This is a genomic window from Citrobacter sp. wls714 (genome assembly GCF_005281025.1).
Taxonomy (GTDB): Bacteria; Pseudomonadota; Gammaproteobacteria; order Enterobacterales; family Enterobacteriaceae; genus Citrobacter; species Citrobacter werkmanii.
The window spans coordinates 12,665-30,333 of sequence record NZ_SZWZ01000110.1 but is presented as its reverse complement, the minus strand read 5'-3'; the positions used below and the strand labels follow the sequence as shown (position 1 = coordinate 30,333).

The 17,669-nt window shown below is 51.0% G+C and carries 16 protein-coding genes; 9 read left to right on the top strand and 7 right to left on the bottom strand.

Going from position 1 to position 17,669, the window contains the following annotated elements; genetic code table 11:
• Positions 1-3 precede the first annotated feature (3 nt).
• Genes FDX11_RS24740 through FDX11_RS24725 form a run of 4 tightly spaced genes read right to left on the bottom strand, consistent with a single transcriptional unit; the run spans position 4 to position 4,069 of the window.
• Positions 4-1,020 (bottom strand): flagellar motor switch protein FliG, encoded by a 1,017-nt coding sequence (locus FDX11_RS24740; RefSeq protein WP_003838846.1) that lies wholly within the window; start codon positions 1,018-1,020, stop codon positions 4-6.
• Positions 998-2,677: a flagellar basal-body MS-ring/collar protein FliF gene (gene fliF / locus FDX11_RS24735; protein WP_137398682.1), complete on the bottom strand. Its 1,680-nt coding sequence runs from the start codon at positions 2,675-2,677 to the stop codon at positions 998-1,000. Before fliF ends, FDX11_RS24740 begins: the two co-directional genes overlap by 23 nt.
• 4 nt (positions 2,678-2,681) lie before the next feature.
• A complete protein-coding gene (locus FDX11_RS24730; protein ID WP_042310447.1) occupies positions 2,682-3,035 on the bottom strand; it encodes a flagellar hook-basal body complex protein FliE in 354 nt (117 codons plus the stop codon).
• Between the two features lie 47 nt (positions 3,036-3,082).
• Complete coding sequence (locus FDX11_RS24725) at positions 3,083-4,069, bottom strand: sigma-54-dependent Fis family transcriptional regulator (RefSeq protein ID WP_042310449.1); 987 nt, start codon at positions 4,067-4,069, stop codon at positions 3,083-3,085.
• Between the two features lie 593 nt (positions 4,070-4,662).
• On the opposite strand from FDX11_RS24725, the gene FDX11_RS24720 reads away from it, so the two are divergent.
• The 7 genes from FDX11_RS24720 to flhA are packed head-to-tail and all read left to right on the top strand — an operon-like array spanning position 4,663 to position 10,920.
• Positions 4,663-5,526, top strand: a complete 864-nt coding sequence (locus tag FDX11_RS24720; RefSeq protein WP_061383097.1) for a FliM/FliN family flagellar motor switch protein — start codon at positions 4,663-4,665, stop codon at positions 5,524-5,526.
• Complete coding sequence (locus FDX11_RS24715) at positions 5,519-5,890, top strand: FliM/FliN family flagellar motor switch protein (protein WP_137366058.1); 372 nt, start codon at positions 5,519-5,521, stop codon at positions 5,888-5,890. Before FDX11_RS24720 ends, FDX11_RS24715 begins: the two co-directional genes overlap by 8 nt.
• Complete coding sequence (gene fliP / locus FDX11_RS24710; RefSeq protein WP_137349246.1) at positions 5,887-6,645, top strand: flagellar type III secretion system pore protein FliP; 759 nt, start codon at positions 5,887-5,889, stop codon at positions 6,643-6,645. Before FDX11_RS24715 ends, fliP begins: the two co-directional genes overlap by 4 nt.
• A gap of 12 nt (positions 6,646-6,657) precedes the next feature.
• Positions 6,658-6,930, top strand: a complete 273-nt coding sequence (locus tag FDX11_RS24705) for a flagellar biosynthetic protein FliQ (protein ID WP_003838859.1) — start codon at positions 6,658-6,660, stop codon at positions 6,928-6,930.
• Position 6,931: 1 nt separating this feature from the next.
• Complete coding sequence (gene fliR / locus FDX11_RS24700) at positions 6,932-7,714, top strand: flagellar biosynthetic protein FliR (RefSeq protein WP_137349244.1); 783 nt, start codon at positions 6,932-6,934, stop codon at positions 7,712-7,714.
• Positions 7,704-8,843, top strand: coding sequence for a flagellar biosynthesis protein FlhB (gene flhB, locus FDX11_RS24695; RefSeq protein ID WP_137398681.1), 1,140 nt, complete (start codon positions 7,704-7,706; stop codon positions 8,841-8,843). Before fliR ends, flhB begins: the two co-directional genes overlap by 11 nt.
• Positions 8,827-10,920 carry a flagellar biosynthesis protein FlhA gene (gene flhA, locus FDX11_RS24690; protein ID WP_137360625.1) on the top strand — a complete coding sequence of 698 codons (2,094 nt, stop codon included), beginning with the start codon at positions 8,827-8,829 and terminating at the stop codon, positions 10,918-10,920. The genes flhB and flhA overlap by 17 nt, the downstream gene beginning before the upstream one ends.
• A 37-nt stretch (positions 10,921-10,957) precedes the next feature.
• Here flhA and FDX11_RS24685 read toward each other — a convergent pair whose 3' ends face one another.
• Positions 10,958-11,719 (bottom strand): C40 family peptidase, encoded by a 762-nt coding sequence (locus FDX11_RS24685; protein WP_042310462.1) that lies wholly within the window; start codon positions 11,717-11,719, stop codon positions 10,958-10,960.
• A gap of 349 nt (positions 11,720-12,068) precedes the next feature.
• On the opposite strand from FDX11_RS24685, the gene dpaA reads away from it, so the two are divergent.
• The gene (gene dpaA, locus FDX11_RS24680; protein WP_042310464.1) at positions 12,069-12,809 is read left to right on the top strand and encodes a peptidoglycan meso-diaminopimelic acid protein amidase; all 741 of its coding nucleotides are present in this window, start codon (positions 12,069-12,071) and stop codon (positions 12,807-12,809) included.
• Here dpaA and FDX11_RS24675 read toward each other — a convergent pair.
• Both FDX11_RS24675 and lpcA read right to left on the bottom strand, forming a co-directional pair.
• The gene (locus tag FDX11_RS24675; protein WP_042310466.1) at positions 12,780-13,547 is read right to left on the bottom strand and encodes a class II glutamine amidotransferase; all 768 of its coding nucleotides are present in this window, start codon (positions 13,545-13,547) and stop codon (positions 12,780-12,782) included. The genes dpaA and FDX11_RS24675 overlap by 30 nt on opposite strands.
• A 111-nt stretch (positions 13,548-13,658) precedes the next feature.
• The gene (lpcA, locus tag FDX11_RS24670; RefSeq protein WP_137398680.1) at positions 13,659-14,240 is read right to left on the bottom strand and encodes a D-sedoheptulose 7-phosphate isomerase; all 582 of its coding nucleotides are present in this window, start codon (positions 14,238-14,240) and stop codon (positions 13,659-13,661) included.
• 239 nt (positions 14,241-14,479) lie between these two features.
• On the opposite strand from lpcA, the gene fadE reads away from it, so the two are divergent.
• Positions 14,480-16,924 (top strand): acyl-CoA dehydrogenase FadE, encoded by a 2,445-nt coding sequence (fadE, locus tag FDX11_RS24665; RefSeq protein ID WP_042310469.1) that lies wholly within the window; start codon positions 14,480-14,482, stop codon positions 16,922-16,924.
• The last annotated feature ends 745 nt before the right edge of the window (positions 16,925-17,669 follow it).

Here is a 17,669-nt window from a genome sequence, read left to right as displayed (position 1 = left end):
GTGTTACTCCGCCGTCTGTTCAGCAAACAGCTGTAGCTGAATTTCACCCGCTTCCTCAAGCTCGCGGGCAATTCCCATGATTTCACGGCGGATCTGCTCAATACGGCTCACCGGAACCGGTCCAAGACGTGAGGTTATCGCCTCCAGCTGTTGTACCTGACGTTTAGGCATCACGGCATAAATCGAACGGCGTAACAGCGCTTCGGTACCTTTCAGCGCCACCGCCCAATCTTCCATCGGCACTTCATCCAGCAGTCGACGGCGCACTTCGTCGCTTTGGCGGCTCAAAATGAAGAAGTCGTACATTTCGTCCTGCAACTGTTCGAGGACATCTTCATCGCGTTCGCGCAGCTGATCGAGGATCACCTGTTGGTTACCCTGGAAGCGGTTCACGATATCTGCGGCCTGCTTGATCCCTTTCACTTTCGAACCATGTTCGGAGAGCACCGACAGCCCACGTTCGATCAACCGATCCAGCTCATCCACCACGTCGCGGTTTACATCGTTCAGTTTGGCAACCCGATAGAGGATCTCGTTTTGCACTGACTCATTCATGTAAGACAGTACCGTAGCCGAGATCTCTGGCGTCAGGAAGGCAAGGAATACGGCCTGTAGCTGCAAATGCTCTTCTGAGATCAGTATCGCCAACTGGCGCGGTTCCACCCACTGTAAACGCGCCATCCGCGAACGGATCTCGTCGCCATAAATACCGTTGATCACGCTGCTGGCGATTTCAGTGCCCAGCGCTTTATTGAGGATCCCTTGCAGCATGGAACGCGAGGCGCCGTTAATGCCGCTCTGCTCACGGAATTCATCAAAAAAGTTATTGATCACTTTTTTCGCCATGCTGGTTTTTACGCCAGACAGACGCGCCATGTTTTCGCTGAGACGAACCACCTCTTCGCGGCTGAGCTTTTGCATCACCGTGGCTGCCGCCTCCTCGCCCAGACACAGCAATAAAATTGCGGCCTGCTCGAGGTAGCTGTTGTTACTGCCGTTATTTATTGTCAATTCGCTCATTGCTGGTAATCCATTGTCTGAGAACTTCAGCTACGCGATCGGTGTCGCTCATCGCCAGTTTTTGCAGGAACTCCAGCTTCACTTCCAGACCGGAGCTCTGCGAAGGCAGGCTGTCGTCACCAGGGAAAGAAGGCAGTTCAATGTTTTTGCGTTCATCTTCAGCGGCCGCAAAATGAGGTTTGTCCGCAGGAATCGCGATCGGTGCGGCGTCCAGCGCCAGCTCTGGTGTCGACGTCCGGCGACGTTCGGCGGTCAACCGTTTCATGACCGGACGAACAACAAACAGCAGCAACAGCAGAGCCAGCAGGCCGCAACCAATCAGACGCACCCAGGCCAGAATGTTGTCATCCTTCCATAAGGGGACCACCGGCTCGACGGGGATCGACTGCGGCACAAAATTAAGCAGCGATAAGGACAGATTGTCGCCACGCTTAGCATCAATCCCGGCGGCGTTATTCAACAGCGCCGTCAGCTGCGTGGTTTGTTCCGGTTTCCAGTTCTTCAACGCAGGCGCGCTCTGGTTAAGTACCACGGCCACATTTAAACGTTTAATGTCGAAACCAGGATGCTGAATATGTTCAACGCTACGGTCCCAGGAGTAGTCGCGTTTGTTCTCGCTATGCTTTGACAACGCAGCAGGCTGGCGAGGCTCTTCTGGCGCGGTTCCATTGGCACCATTCGTCACCTGATTTGCCGCCAATGGAGGACGGTTACTCAGCGAGCCGGGGATCCCCATGGCGATTTGGTTGGTATCGCTATCGAGTACCGTTTCTTCACGATTAACCTTTGGCGTATCGCCGTAATGCTCCTGGGTTTCGTCGATATTGCTCAGATCGAGATCCGGCATCACGCTCACCCGGTAGTTACCGCTTCCTACCAGCGAGTCGAGAACATTTGCGAGACTGGCGCGGGTCTTATCCTGGATATCTTTGAGGATTTGGTCGCGCTTACGCGTCGCCGCAGAAACCGCTTCACCCGCGCCAATACCATCGGACAGCAAATTCCCCGCCTGGTCGACAACGCTGACCTGCGAAGCTTTCAAATCAGGCACACTGCCGGATACCAGGTGCACGATGGCATTCACCTGATCGAGATCCAGCTTGCTGCCATAATGCAGACGCACCACCACCGAGGCGCTGTTTTGCGGCTCGTCGCTGACGACAAAAGAACTCTCTTCATTGAGCGCCAGATGCACGCGGGCGCTCTCTACGGCGTCCAGCGTCATGATGCTCTGCGCCAGTTCGCCTTCCAGACTCCGCTTGTAACGGACGTTTTGCACAAACTGACTGGCGCCCAGTACTTCGTCTTTATCCATCAGCTCGTAGCCGCTGGGCAGCATGGCCTGAACGCCTTTCGCCGCCAACGTCATTCGCGTTTTGGACAAGTCCTCTTCCGGAACCAGAATTTGTCCGCTTTGCGGATCGATCCGGTATTCCAGCTTTTCACCATCCAGCACGGTGACGATCTGCGAAACCGGGATATTTTCCTGGCTACCGTACAGCGAAACATAGCCGTGGTTGCCATTCCATAGCTCGCTGACAATAATGGCGGTAGCCGCAACAGCCGCTGCTGCCAGTAACGCCAGACGTTTATTACCATCCAGCCTGAAAGAGAAGGATGGTAAAAACTGAGTAACTTTTTTTATTAGTTCATTCATAGCGTTAGACTGACATGCTCATCAGGTCATTGAATCCGGAAGCGACTTTATTACGTACCTGCACCAGCGCGGAAAACGATAACGATGCCTGCTGGCTGGCGATCATCGCCCCCGCCAGGTCGTCGCTTTTCCCCATCTCAATGGCCGTTTGTTTTTGTTCCGCAACCTGCTGGAACCGATCAACATGATTCAGCGCCCCTTGCATAACGCGGTCGAACGAAACCGGAGATGATGCCAACTGGGGGTTTACCTGCATCGGCGAAAGGACGGGCGCTTGCGCGACCGCTTTCATCTGCTGCATGTCCTGCATCATTTGCGTCTGCATGGTACTGGCTGGGGCTATCGTATTTATGCTCATGACCTACTCTTAAAATTAGAAAAGCGTTCTCGGTACCACAGACTGATTCAGGAAAAGATTTCTATTCCCTGTTTTCGCATTGATGCCAGACGATAACGAAGCGCACGTGGGGTTATTCCTAATAAATCAGCGATTTTGGTTTTATTACCCTGATATTTGCGCATCAGGTCAGCGATATATTGATACTGTGCGCTGCGACCATGCTGGCCCAGATTGTCGCTGGTGGTGATCTGCGCGCTGGGTTTAGGTTGCCATTGCGGCTCGCTCCAGGAATCGGACTCAATGGATGGCAGGCCTAACGTATCGGGATAAATGACGCCATCACGATTAAGGATCATTCCTCGTTGAATGGCGTTCTCCAGTTGGCGCACATTACCCGGCCACGCATAGCTCAGTAACGCCCGGCGTGACGATTCAGAAAGCTTGATATTTTTTACCAGCACCGTGGAGTATTTTTTAATAAAGGATTCCGCCAGAGGGATAATATCTTCCATACGCTCGCGCAAAGGCGGCATGGTCAACGGAATCACTGACATGCGATAATAGAGATCTTCTCTGAAGCGTCCTGCCGCAACCTCTTCTTCAAGATTTTTATTGGTGCAGGCAATTAAACGAAAATTTAATTTGATGAGACGGTTACTTCCTAAACGCTCAACCTGTTGTTCCTGTAATACACGTAGTATTTTGGCCTGTAGTGCCAAAGGCATATCGCCGATCTCATCCAGCAGTAATGTACCGTTATTGGCTAATTCCATCTTTCCCGGTACGGTGGCCACCGCTCCAGTAAACGCCCCTTTATCATAACCAAAGAGCGTTGCTTCAAGCATGTTTTCAGGAATAGCGGCGCAGTTCACACCGATATAAGGCGCCGACGCCTCCTGCGCAAATGCAATCGAGTGAATAAATTTGGCGATACATTCTTTACCAGTACCGGTTTCGCCATGGATAAGTACTGGAACATTAAACGCAGCAATACGCCTGGCCATTGAAAAAACGTTAATGCTGGAGGCTGCTTCGGCAATAAGTTCAAACATGATTATTTACACTTAGAAGTAAAGTTAACATCCGTTACGAGAAATATACAAATCATTCCAAAGCACAATCATCGAATAATAGATATCGCCCGTGCCATGTCTTAATCTCATCCTTGCTCATGTTTTACCACCCGTTCACGGGGCTGCCCTATCTGAGACTATTTCCAAATAGGGATTTTCCTAAAAAAATACTATCACCAGTAACATTAACAATCTTAAATTAAAAGATAATAAAAATATTATTCCTTTAAAAACATCAACATACAAGAAAAATCGCATAAAAAACAGACATAATGATAAGCCTAAGCAGCGACAGGCAGTAAGTGGGCAACATCACGGATGCGTAATTAATTATTTTTTAATTATAGTTCATCACCATTAATAACTTGCAGAGGAGAGGGGTAAAATATCTAATATCCAGCCCTACTCCATAGACGTGAGTAGGTACTGCATTTCGTATCTAATGGACTTCAACACTATGAGAATAGCGTCAAGGATGAACAGTAAATTAAATGGATTTGTATTTTCTTTGATAACCGCGGAATTTGATATCAACTTATCCGCCCCAGAAATTACAGCTGAGAAAGCGTACCATGCTGAAATATAGTCAAACGCCCGGAATCTTTAAACTTGAAGGAAACCGGCTTGGACGTCCATATCATCGTCTGCCGACTATGTTTACGGGAAGTTTTGATACAATTGAATCACATCTTGGAAACTATTTCCTGAAAAAACATCGCACAAATATAACACTAAAAAAAATACACTGTGAGATGGATGTTATCAATAAAAGTGCGGAATTATTAGTTTCTCAGGTTGGGCATCTGGCCTTTGATATCGACCGCGCATTATTGTTAATGTTATTAGGTAACTTTTATGGTCTGACATCATCTCTCGCCGACGAGAAGTCGCAAGATGATTTACCAACCAAAACGGAAATCCGCTTGAGAAGCAGACTGGCACTGGATATTTGCAATATCATTTTTAATAAAAATATATCCGGTATTCCACTGACGCTCAAACCCGACAGCAGCACCATACAAACCCACTGGGCTTATCAGCTTACATTTGTATTAGGTGATGATGAGAATTGCAGTTTCCGCATCTTACTGGACGATTCGCATACCGATTACATTCTGAATTTGATCCGCCGTAGCGAACACGGAGAGAAAAAAAAGCAGATTGATAAAGCCAGCGCTGAAACGCGTAAAAAAACGCTGATCAAAGAAATCATTCATACGCTGCCGCTAACCATGAACGTGAAGATTGCAGAAATTCCTCTGAATGTTGCCGACCTGACGACGATTAAACCCGGCGATATTTTACCGATTGCGATGCCTGATACTTTCCCTGTTTATATCGGGAAATCCGAATTATTTAATGCCCTGATCGTAGAGGATAAAGACAAACTGTTTTTGTCCGAATTAACGAGCAAGACGGAGAAATCCTATGAGTAAGCCAGAAGATATTTTAGAGCAAGGCTTCGAGTTAGCCCCCGAAGCGACTACGCCACCCACACCGTCTGCCACAGAAAAGCTGGTGGCGCGTTTAGAAGACCGTTTTTCCGAGTCGATGTCATTACTCAAACGTATTCCGGTCACGCTAACGCTGGAAGTTTCATCCGTAGAGGTGATGCTGGCCGATCTGCTGAACATCGATGACGACACCGTCATCGAGATGGATAAACTCGCCGGTGAACCGCTGGATATCAAGGTCAATAATATCCTGCTAGGTAAGGCTGAAGTGGTTGTGGTCAACGAAAAATATGGCCTGCGCGTCCTTGAATTCAACACGCATGAAATCAACGATCTGGCACCATGAAACGCGCGCCAACACTCACACTCTTACTGGGTATCTCGTTACTCATCCTCTCTCCCTTTGCCTGCGCGCAAGGGGGAGATATCCCGTTGCTGAATGTGATTTCACACGGAAATAGCCAGGAATACAGCGTAAAAATCCAGGTCCTGATCCTGATGACCCTGGTGGGCATTCTGCCTACCCTGGTGCTGATGATGACCTGTTTTACCCGTTTTATTATTGTTCTTTCCCTGCTTCGTCAGGCGTTGGGGCTGCAACAAACGCCGCCGAACCGCATATTGATTGGCATTGCGCTGTCGTTAACCATGCTGGTGATGCGCCCAATTTGGCTCAACATTTACGATCATGCCGTGGTTCCGTTTGAAAACGATCAAATCACGCTCCCCGACGCCCTGAGTACAGCCGCTTCGCCATTGAAACGTTTTATGCTGGCGCAGACCAATAAAAAAGCGATTGCGCAGATAATGACGATCGCCAATGCGAAAGGGAACGCCGTCGATCAGGATCTTTCCATTATCGTTCCCGCCTATGTGCTAAGCGAACTCAAAACCGCCTTCCAGATAGGTTTTATGATTTACATTCCGTTCCTCGTGATCGACCTGATCGTCGCCAGCGTACTGATGGCGATGGGGATGATGATGCTGTCACCGCTGATCGTTTCGCTGCCCTTTAAGCTGATGCTGTTTGTGCTTATTGATGGCTGGGCGCTGACGGTTGGGACGCTGACCTCCAGCATTCGCGGTCTGGGACTAGGCTAACGGAGATCAGACATGCTTACCATTGATGTAGCTGCAGACATTGTTGCCAGCGGTATAAAAGTTGTGATCATTTTAGTCTGCGTGTTGGTCGTCCCCAGCCTGCTGGTCGGTATGTTAGTCAGCATTTTTCAGGCTGTGACGCAGATTAACGAACAAACGCTTAGTTTTTTACCCAGGCTGATCGTCACCCTCGCGGTATTGGGTATTTGCGGAAAATGGATGATCGTCCAGCTGAGCGATCTCTGCGTGCATCTGTTCACTCAGGCCGCCATTCTGGTGCACTGACATGCGCGAAACAGATATTACACAGTTAAGTAATCTGATACTGGGCATGTGGTTTCCCTTCGTGCGCATTATGGCGTTTATTCACTACGCGCCGGTACTGGATAATGCCGCACTGACCATACGTATACGCATTATTTTGTCACTGGCGTTGGCCTTTATCATTACGCCGCTTATCCCCCACCCGGTGCCCACCAGCCTGCTGTCGATGAACAGCATTATTTTGACCGCAGAGCAGTTTCTGTGGGGGATGCTTTTTGGCCTGATGCTGCAGTTTTTATTTTTAGCGCTGCAACTGGCGGGTCAGATCCTCTCTTTTAATATGGGGATGAGCATGGCGGTAATGAACGACCCCAGCAGCGGCGCGTCAACGACGGTGCTGGCGGAAATGATCAATATCTACGCGGTGATACTGTTTTTTGCCATGGACGGGCATCTGCTGCTGGTGAGTATTTTATTCAAAGGCTTTACTTACTGGCCGATTGGCAATGCTCTGCATCCGCAATCTCTGCGCACGATTTCCCTGGCGCTGGGCTGGGTATTCGCCGCCGCCACGCTGCTGGCGCTGCCGACAACCTTCATCATGCTGATTGTTCAGGGCTGCTTTGGTCTGCTAAACCGTATTGCACCACCGCTCAACCTGTACTCATTAGGTTTTCCCATCAACATGCTGGCGGGCCTGATCTGCTTTGCGACTCTGCTTTACAACCTGCCCGACCACTATTTGCACCTGGCGAATTTCGTCTTACAGCAGCTTGACGCGTTGAAGGGGCACTATGGCGGATAACAGTAGCGAAGAAAAAACAGAAAAACCCTCGGCGCAAAAACTTCGCAAGGCCAGACAAGAGGGGCAAATACCGCGTTCAAAAGATATGGGGCTTGCCGCCAGTCTGTTTGCCGCGTTTATGGTGATCTCCAGCAGCTTTCCCTGGTACGAAGATTTCGTGCGCGAAAGCTTTATCAGCGTGCATCAGTACGCGCAGAACATTAATGACCCGGATATCATCGGTCAGTTCCTTGAGCACCATCTGCTGATTCTGGGGAAATTCATCCTGACGCTGTTACCCATGCCGGTTGCCGCGCTGTTTGCCTCACTGATTCCGGGAGGCTGGCTATTCCTGCCGAAAAAAATATTGCCGGACTTTAGCAAATTAAGCCCGATCAAAGGGATTAGTCGCCTGTTTTCCACCGACCATCTGGTCGATACCGGCAAGATGACGCTCAAAGCGATAGTGCTGCTGGTGATGCTATGGCTCAGCGTACGCAATAACGTTGCCGCATTCCTCGGCTTACAAGAGCTTCATTTCAAACAGGCCATCAACGATGGTCTGGCGCTGTACAGCAGCATCATGCGCAACTTTGTCATCCTGTTTGTTTTCTTTGCGTTGATCGATGTCCCTCTGGCAAAAAAAATGTTCACCAAAGGGCTGAAGATGACGAAACAGGAAGTGAAAGAAGAGTATAAAAATCAGGAAGGTAAACCCGAGGTTAAGGCCAGGATCCGTCGCCTGCAACGGCAAATGGCGATGGGGCAAATTCGCAAAGTTGTGCCAAAAGCCGATGTGGTGATCACCAACCCAACCCACTATGCCGTGGCGCTACAGTACGACCAGTCACGCGCCGCAGCACCTTTCGTGGTTGCCAAAGGCACTGATGAAATCGCGCTGTATATCCGCCAGGTGGCGGCAGAAAGCAATATTGAAGTTGTTGAGTTCCCGAAGCTGGCACGCTCCGTTTATTACACCACCCAGGTGAATCAACAGATCCCATTTCAACTGTATCGGGCGATTGCACACGTCCTGACCTATGTACTGCAAATGAAGCACTGGCGTGACGGTTCACAAGCACGTCCTTCGCTGAACAGACATATTTCCATTCCAAAAGAGGTTCTTAAACTGGATGCCGAAAACAACTAAACAATTCCTGGCGCTGCTGCGTAACGGTAACATCGGCATTCCGCTGGTTATACTGTGTATCCTGGCCATGGTGATCCTGCCGTTACCACCGGCCCTGCTGGATATTCTGTTCACCTTTAACATCGTGCTGGCGGTGATGGTACTGTTAGTGGCCGTTTCAGCGAAACGCCCGCTCGAATTCAGCTTGTTCCCGACCATTCTGCTGATCACCACCCTGATGAGATTGACGCTGAACGTGGCGTCAACACGCGTGGTATTACTGCACGGTCACATGGGTGCAGGCGCTGCCGGTAAGGTGATTGAGTCCTTCGGCCAGGTGGTGATCGGCGGTAACTTTGTCGTTGGTTTCGTGGTGTTCATCATTCTGATGATCATTAACTTTATCGTGGTGACCAAAGGTGCGGAGCGTATCTCCGAAGTTTCTGCCCGCTTTACGCTTGACGCCATGCCCGGTAAGCAGATGGCGATCGACGCCGATCTCAACGCAGGACTGATTAATCAGGCGCAGGCGCAAGCACGACGTAAAGACGTAGCGGGCGAAGCGGATTTCTATGGCGCGATGGATGGTGCGTCAAAGTTCGTACGCGGCGATGCCATCGCCGGGATGATGATCCTGGCTATCAACCTGATCGGCGGCGTCTGTATCGGGATCTTTAAATACGATTTAAGCGCCGAAGCCGCATTCCAGCAATACGTACTGATGACCATCGGTGACGGCCTGGTCGCCCAGATCCCTTCTCTGCTGTTGTCGACCGCGGCAGCGATCATCGTCACCCGTGTAAGCGACAGCGGCGATATTGCCACAGACGTGCGTAGCCAACTGCTGGCCAGCCCCTCCGTGCTGTATACCGCCACCAGCATTATGTTTGTGCTGGCAGTGGTGCCGGGGATGCCGCATTTCCCCTTCCTGATTTTCAGCGCCCTGCTGGGATTCACCGCCTGGCGCATGAGCAAGCGCCCCAAGGTGGCGGAGACCGAAGAGAAAAATCTCGAAACGCTGACCAAAACCATCGCTGAAACCACCGAGCAGCAGGTCAGTTGGGAAACCATCCCTTTAATTGAACCTATCAGCCTGAGCCTGGGATACAAGCTGGTGTCGTTGGTTGATAAATCCAAAGGGAATCCGCTCACTCAACGTATTCGCGGTGTGCGGCAGGTGATCTCAGACAGCAACGGCGTGTTGTTACCGGAAATTCGCATTCGTGAAAACTTCCGCCTCAAACCGACCCAGTACGCCATTTTTATCAATGGGATCAAGGCCGATGAGGCCGATATTCCCGCAGATAAGCTGATGGCGCTGCCCTCCAGTGAAACCTATGGCGAGATCGACGGTGTTTTAGGTCACGATCCGGCCTACGGAATGCCGGTCACCTGGATTGTCCCAGCGCAAAAAGCGAAAGCGTTAAATATGGGGTATCAGGTTATTGATAGCGCCAGCGTCATTGCGACGCATGTGAATAAGATCATTCGTAACTATATTCCAGAGCTGTTTAATTACGATGACATTACGCAGTTGCATAACCGTCTCTCTTCTATGGCGCCACGTCTGGCGGAAGATTTGAGCGCAGCGCTGAATTACAGCCAGCTCTTGAAAGTGTACCGGGCGCTGCTTATCGAAGGTGTGTCATTGCGCGATATCGTCACCATAGCCACCGTACTGGTCGCTAGTAGCGCCGTGACCAAAGATCATATTCTGTTAACGGCGGATGTGCGTCTGGCGCTACGTCGCAGCATTACCCACCCGTTTGTACGCAAAGATGAGCTAGCGGTATATACGCTGAATAGTGAACTGGAGAATCTGCTGGCGAATGTGGTGAATCAGGCTCAGCAAAGTGGAAAAGTGGTGCTGGACAGTGTGCCGGTCGATCCCAATATGCTGAATCAGTTCCAGACCAATATGCCGCAGATAAAAGAGCAGATGAAAGCGGCGGGGAAAGAGCCGGTGCTGCTGGTCGCGCCGCAGTTACGTCCTCTGCTCGCGCGCTATGCGCGCCTGTTTGCCCCGGGCCTACAGGTGTTGTCTTATAACGAAGTTCCGGATGAGCTGGAATTAAAGATCATGGGGGCGTTGAGTTAACGCCTGGCGAGGCGGTGTGATTACACCGCCTTTTTGATTACAGAATCGTATTTTCCGTAAGAATACGACGGGCACCAAGATAATGATCCCGCCAGAAGTCATCGGATAAATTGCTCACCCGAATGGTTTCTCCCGTCCTCGGCGATTCAATAAATTGCCCCTGCCCCAAATAGACGCCCATATGATCGGCAATATCCCGGCTGTGAATATGAAAGAAGACTAAATCACCACGGCGAAGATCGCGGTTAGAGACGATGGTTGCCCGTCGGTAGTGATACATTTCATTCGCCGTCCGGGGCAATTTTGCCGCCAGGATTTTGTTGTAGGCATAAAAAATCAGCCCGCTACAGTCAAACCCTTCATCAGGATCGGTACCTCCCCACAAGTAGGGTTTACCTAGCTGTTGCTCAAGTCGGTGGATGGCCACTTCAGTGATATTGTGCAGATGATCGCTACTGAGAAAATGATCATTCTCAGCCAGTTCCTGCCAGCGATGGTCGCTGGCTTTTAGTGGGCCAGGGAACCACTCCGGGTGCTGTTTAATCAGCGCCCGGTTCTGCTGGCGCAGCGCGCGTTTACTTTCTGCGTTGCCTTCCACCACGTAGCTTGCCTGTTTTTTTTCCTGTGCGTGATACTGCTTCAGCAGCCGGGCGCGGTTACGCATCCGCAATTGCGCCGCATAGCTTAAATGGGCGTCAGATAAGTGGGGCTGAACTTTGGCGACAGACGGTAAAGACAGCACAACACACAAAGACAGCAGGCCCGGTAAGAAGCAACGGGGCGCAGAGACAAAAAACATGAAAAGAAGAATACCTGGTCAAACACGTTCGCCGCAGTTTACCGCTATTGCTCATCGTTCCTGTTTAATATTCGATTATTAAATAATTAATTTTTTAAATTCAATATATTAGACATTCTTCACTAATAAGAAGAAATGCAGTGTGCTAACCAACAAAACAAGCCAGTGTCTGACTGCCTTTAAGCGCAATTTTCCGTATAAAGAAAAACTAAAGTGTAAACGCCGCACGAGAGACTTGCGAAAAACTCTCTTGGTGCTAATGTGAGCGCTCCAGATCCAGATTTATCCGATTTGGGGACTCTTTTTGCCGTCCTGGCGTGTGTAATCGTTTTATCAAGGAATAAGCAGTATGCGTAAAATCGCATTTTTTCTTGCGATGCTTTTATTGCCGTGCGTTTCATTTGCTGGTTTGCTGAGCAGCAGCAGCCCGACCACGCCTGTCAGCAAAGAATATAAGCAGCAGTTAATGGGCTCCCCTGTCTATATCCAGATCTTCAAAGAAGAGCGAACGCTGGATCTGTACGTCAAGATGGGCGAACAGTATCAATTGCTCGACAGTTATAAGATCTGTAATTATTCCGGCGGGTTAGGGCCGAAACAGCGTCAGGGCGATTTCAAAAGCCCGGAAGGGTTTTACAGCGTACAACGCGGACAGCTCAAACCGGATAGCCGCTTCTATAAGGCGATTAACATCGGTTTCCCTAACGCCTACGACCGTGCACACGGTTATGAAGGTAAATACCTGATGATCCACGGCGCCTGCGTTTCCGTCGGCTGCTATGCGATGACCGACAACGGTATTGATGAGATTTTCCAGTTTGTCACCGGCGCTCTGGTGTTTGGACAATCCAGCGTACAGGTGAGCATTTACCCATTCCGCATGACCGATGCCAACATGCAGCGTCATAAGTTTTCGTATTACAAAGATTTCTGGGCCCAGTTAAAGCCAGGATACGATTACTTTGAACAAACGCGTAAGCCACCGACCGTTTCCGTCGTCGATGGCCGTTACGTTATCAGCAAGCCGTTGAGTCACGAAGTCGTTCAACCGCAGCTGGCATCAAACTACGCGCTCCCCGAGACAAAATAATGCCCATTCGCCTGGCATAATCTTTTGCCAGGTTTCATTGCCGGTTAACGGCTGAGTGGCAATCACGGTGACCACATCATTGGGTGTGGTCTCTGAGCTAAAATCAATTTCCACATCCTGATCCAGCAGCGTCGCTACGCCAAATGGCGCTCGACGGGTGATCCAAAACAGGTTGGTCGAGCAGAAAGCCATCACATAACGACCGTCAGACAACAGCATGTTGAAGACGCCCTTCTCCCGCAGTTCTCCTGCCAGCGCCGCGATATATTTAAACACCGCTGTCATATTACCTGGCGTGCGTGGATAACGCTCTGTCAGCTTGTTCAGCAGCCAGCAAAAGGCTTTTTCGCTGTCGGTTTCACCGACCGGACGGAAATTACCAGTCTCCAACGATTTATAACCGCTGAGCTGCCCGTTATGGGCATACGTCCAATTGCGTCCCCATAGTTCACGGGTAAATGGATGGGTATTTTCCAGTGCCACTTCTCCACGATTCGCCTGACGAATATGGGCAATTACGGAACAGGATTTGATGGGATAGTCTTGTACCAGTTTAGCGATAGGCGAATTAAAGCTGGGTTGCGGATCTTTAAACGTACGGCAACCCTTACCCTCATAAAACGTAATACCCCAGCCGTCTTTGTGCGGCCCGGTCCCTCCGCCGCGCTGAACCAGCCCGGTGAAGCTAAAGCAGATATCGGTTGGCACATTGGCGCTCATCCCGAGCAGTTCGCACATACATCACCTACCTTAAAACCGTGAACTGCCTGATGGCGCTGCGCTTATCAGGCCTACGTGGAGCTCATGTAGGCCGGATAAGGCTTCAGCCGCCATCCGGCAATCGCCTTCTTATGATTTAACCATCTCTTTTTCGATCAACTGAATCAGGATATGAATCACTTTGATATGAATTTCCTGAATACGATCAGCGTAGCCAAAGTGCGGCACACGAATTTCGATATCCGCACTGCCCGCCATTTTGCCGCCATCTTTACCGGTCAGGGTGATGACTTTCATCCCCTTCTCACGCGCTGCGGCAATCGCTTTAATCACGTTACCAGAATTACCCGACGTCGAGATGCCTAACAGGACATCACCTTCACGGCCAACCGCTTCAACGTAGCGGGAGAACACATAATCGTAACCGAAATCGTTGCTGACACAGGAGATGTGGCTAACGTCAGAGATAGCAATAGCCGGATAACCAGGGCGGTTTTCACGATAGCGCCCGGTCAGCTCTTCGGCGAAGTGCATCGCGTCGCAATGGGAACCGCCGTTACCGCAAGAAAGTACCTTACCACCGGCTTTAAAGCTGTCTGCCAACAGGGCCGCCGCGCGCTGAATGGCGTGAATATTGGCGTCATCTTTAAGAAAATTAGCCAGCGTTTCCGCCGCTTCGCTCAGTTCGTTACGAATAAGATCCTGGTACATGAGGATATCCTTCAGCATGAATGTAAATGACAAGATGCAGTGTACCGGATAGCGCTACCAGCGAGAAGTACAAGCCACAGGAATGGCCGCGGCTTTTGATTTTTTGTGCCGGTTAAAACACCAACAATGTGAGCTTTGTTGTAATTATTTTGTAAACACATTGCTAAAAGAATTTACATCCACTACAACCTTATCATCACAAGTGGTCAGACCTCCTACAAGCAAGGGAGCTTTTCGTTATGATGATTTTGAGTATTATCGCTACGGTTGTTCTGCTCGGCGTATTGTTCTATCACCGCGTGAGCTTATTCCTCAGCAGCTTAATTTTGCTCGCCTGGACGGCTGCGCTTGGCGTGGCAGGTCTGTGGTCAGTCTGGCTGCTGGTTCCTCTGGCCATTATTCTCGTACCGTTTAACTTTACGCCGATGCGCAAATCCATGATTTCTGCGCCGGTGTTCCGCGGTTTCCGTAAAGTCATGCCGCCAATGTCTCGTACAGAGAAAGAAGCGATTGATGCCGGTACTACCTGGTGGGAAGGCGACCTGTTCCAGGGGAAACCTGACTGGAAAAAGCTGCATAACTATCCTCAGCCGCATCTGACAGCCGAAGAGCAAGCGTTTATTGATGGTCCGGTTGAAGAAGCATGCCGCATGGCGAATGACTTCCAGATCACCCACGAACTCGCGGATCTGCCGCCGGAACTGTGGGCGTATCTGAAAGAACACCGCTTCTTCGCGATGATCATTAAAAAAGAGTACGGCGGGCTGGAATTCTCCGCGTATGCTCAGGCTCGCGTATTGCAGAAACTCTCCGGCGTCTCCGGGATCCTCGCAATCACAGTCGGCGTACCTAACTCATTAGGCCCAGGCGAACTGCTGCAGCACTACGGCACCGAAGAGCAGAAGAATCATTACCTGCCGCGTCTGGCACGTGGTCAGGAGATCCCATGTTTCGCCCTGACCAGCCCGGAAGCAGGTTCCGACGCAGGCGCGATCCCTGATACCGGCGTGGTCTGTATGGGTGACTGGCAGGGTCAGCAGGTGCTGGGGATGCGCCTGACCTGGAACAAACGTTATATCACGCTGGCGCCTATCGCTACCGTATTGGGTCTGGCATTTAAACTCTCCGACCCGGAAAAACTGCTGGGTGGGGAAGAGGAACTCGGCATTACCTGTGCGCTGATCCCAACCTCAACCCCGGGCGTACAGATTGGCCGTCGCCACTTCCCGCTTAACGTGCCGTTCCAGAACGGTCCGACGCTGGGCAAAGATGTCTTCGTGCCGATTGATTACATTATCGGTGGCCCCAAAATGGCCGGTCAGGGCTGGCGTATGCTGGTGGAATGTCTGTCTGTGGGGCGCGGTATTACCCTGCCGTCCAACTCCACGGGCGGCGTGAAATCGGTCGCAATGGCAACCGGCGCGTATGCGCATATTCGTCGCCAGTTCAAAATCTCTATCGGCAAGATGGAAGGTATTGAAGAGCCGTTGGCGCGTATTGCCGGTAACGCCTACGTGATGGATGCTGCGGCGTCGCTGATTACCTACGGCATTATGTTGGGTGAAAAACCGGCGGTACTGTCGGCTATCGTGAAGTATCACTGTACTCACCGTGGACAGCAATCAATCATCGATGCCATGGATATTACTGGCGGTAAAGGCATCATGCTTGGCGAAAGTAACTTCCTCGCCCGTGCTTATCAGGGGGCGCCTATCGCCATTACCGTTGAAGGCGCTAACATTCTGACCCGTAGTATGATGATCTTCGGTCAGGGTGCGATTCGCTGCCATCCGTATGTGCTTGAAGAGATGGCTGCGGCGCAGAATAACGATGTGAATGCGTTCGACAAGTTGCTGTTCAAACACATCGGTCACGTTGGCAGCAATAAGGTACGCAGTTTCTGGCTGGGCCTGACGCGTGGCTTAACCAGTAGCACGCCGACCGCCGATGCGACCAAACGTTACTATCAGCACCTGAACCGTCTGAGCGCCAACCTGGCACTGCTTTCGGATGTGTCCATGGCTGTTCTGGGCGGTAGCCTGAAGCGTCGTGAACGTATCTCGGCGCGACTGGGGGATGTGTTAAGCCAGCTGTACCTGGCCTCTGCGGTGCTGAAGCGTTATGACGATGAAGGCCGTAATGAAGCCGACCTGCCGTTGGTTCACTGGGGCGTCCAGGATGCGTTGTACAAAGCCGAACAGGCGATGGACGATCTGCTGAAAAACTTCCCGAACCGTTTGGTTGCCGGTTTGCTGAGTGTGGTTATCTTCCCGACCGGTCGCCACTATCATGCACCGTCCGACAAGCTGGATCATAAGGTCGCGAAGATTTTGCAGGTTCCGAGCGCCACTCGTTCTCGCCTTGGTCGCGGTCAATACCTGACGCCAAGCGAGCATAACCCGGTCGGTTTGCTGGAAGAGGCTCTGCTGGACGTGATTGCAGCCGACCCTATCCACCAGCGGATCTGCAAAGAGTTGGGTAAAAACCTGCCGTTTACCCGCCTGGACGAACTGGCGCATAACGCGCTGGCCAAAGGGTTGATTGATAAAGACGAAGCCGCGATTCTGGTGAAAGCCGAAGCGAGCCGTCTGCGCAGTATCAACGTGGATGACTTTGAACCCGAGGAGCTGGCGACTCAGCCGGTAAAGCTGCCAGAGAAAGTGCGTAAGGTCGAAGCGGCATAACCTTCCGCACGGCATTAAGCACCGCTAAATGGGTAATGCCAGTCAGTTACGCATATAGGGTGAACATTCCGCCTATGAACAGGATTACGTTCACCTTATGCTCATTACTTCTCTGAAACCGCATTACACATGAACGTGCAAGGGAGGCTCCTATTCGTCTTATTCCGTCTGCCTGTCGGGTCGGGGCCGAGCCTGCGTCCATGCAGGCCGTCCCCTCTGCCCGCATCCCTGCGGGCAACCCCGGTCAGCCGTCAACGCCTCATCGATTTTCAGCCGGACCGGAGTCATCGCTTCAATGCTCTGACTTCCAGTTAAATCTGTTTTGCTGTTCAGACCAAAAACGCAGATGGTGAGGTGTGGGCTGGTCCGGCTGAAAATTGCCGACGTGTTTCCGTAAGGCCGGGAGAGCCAGCATGGATGCTGGCTCAGGGCGCGCTTTGCAGGGACGCTTCATCGCGCCCGGCCCGGTAGCCTGAAGGAATAAGCGGAGGGTATTGCGCAGCAACAATTTTCCCGCCGGGAGCCGGGATGGTAAAGGGCGTGGCGGAGAACGCCCTTTACACGTTCACAGGAATCGATGTTTCAGAGAAACAATGAACATAAGGTGAACGGAACCCTTTCTCTGAGACAGCATATTCATAACTTCTACCAATACTGGTGATGCTTTCTGAAACAGAGGCGTTAACTGAACAGCATTACGCTATATGCGGGGAGATTTCTTATTGCCACATTTTCGTTAAAGCTC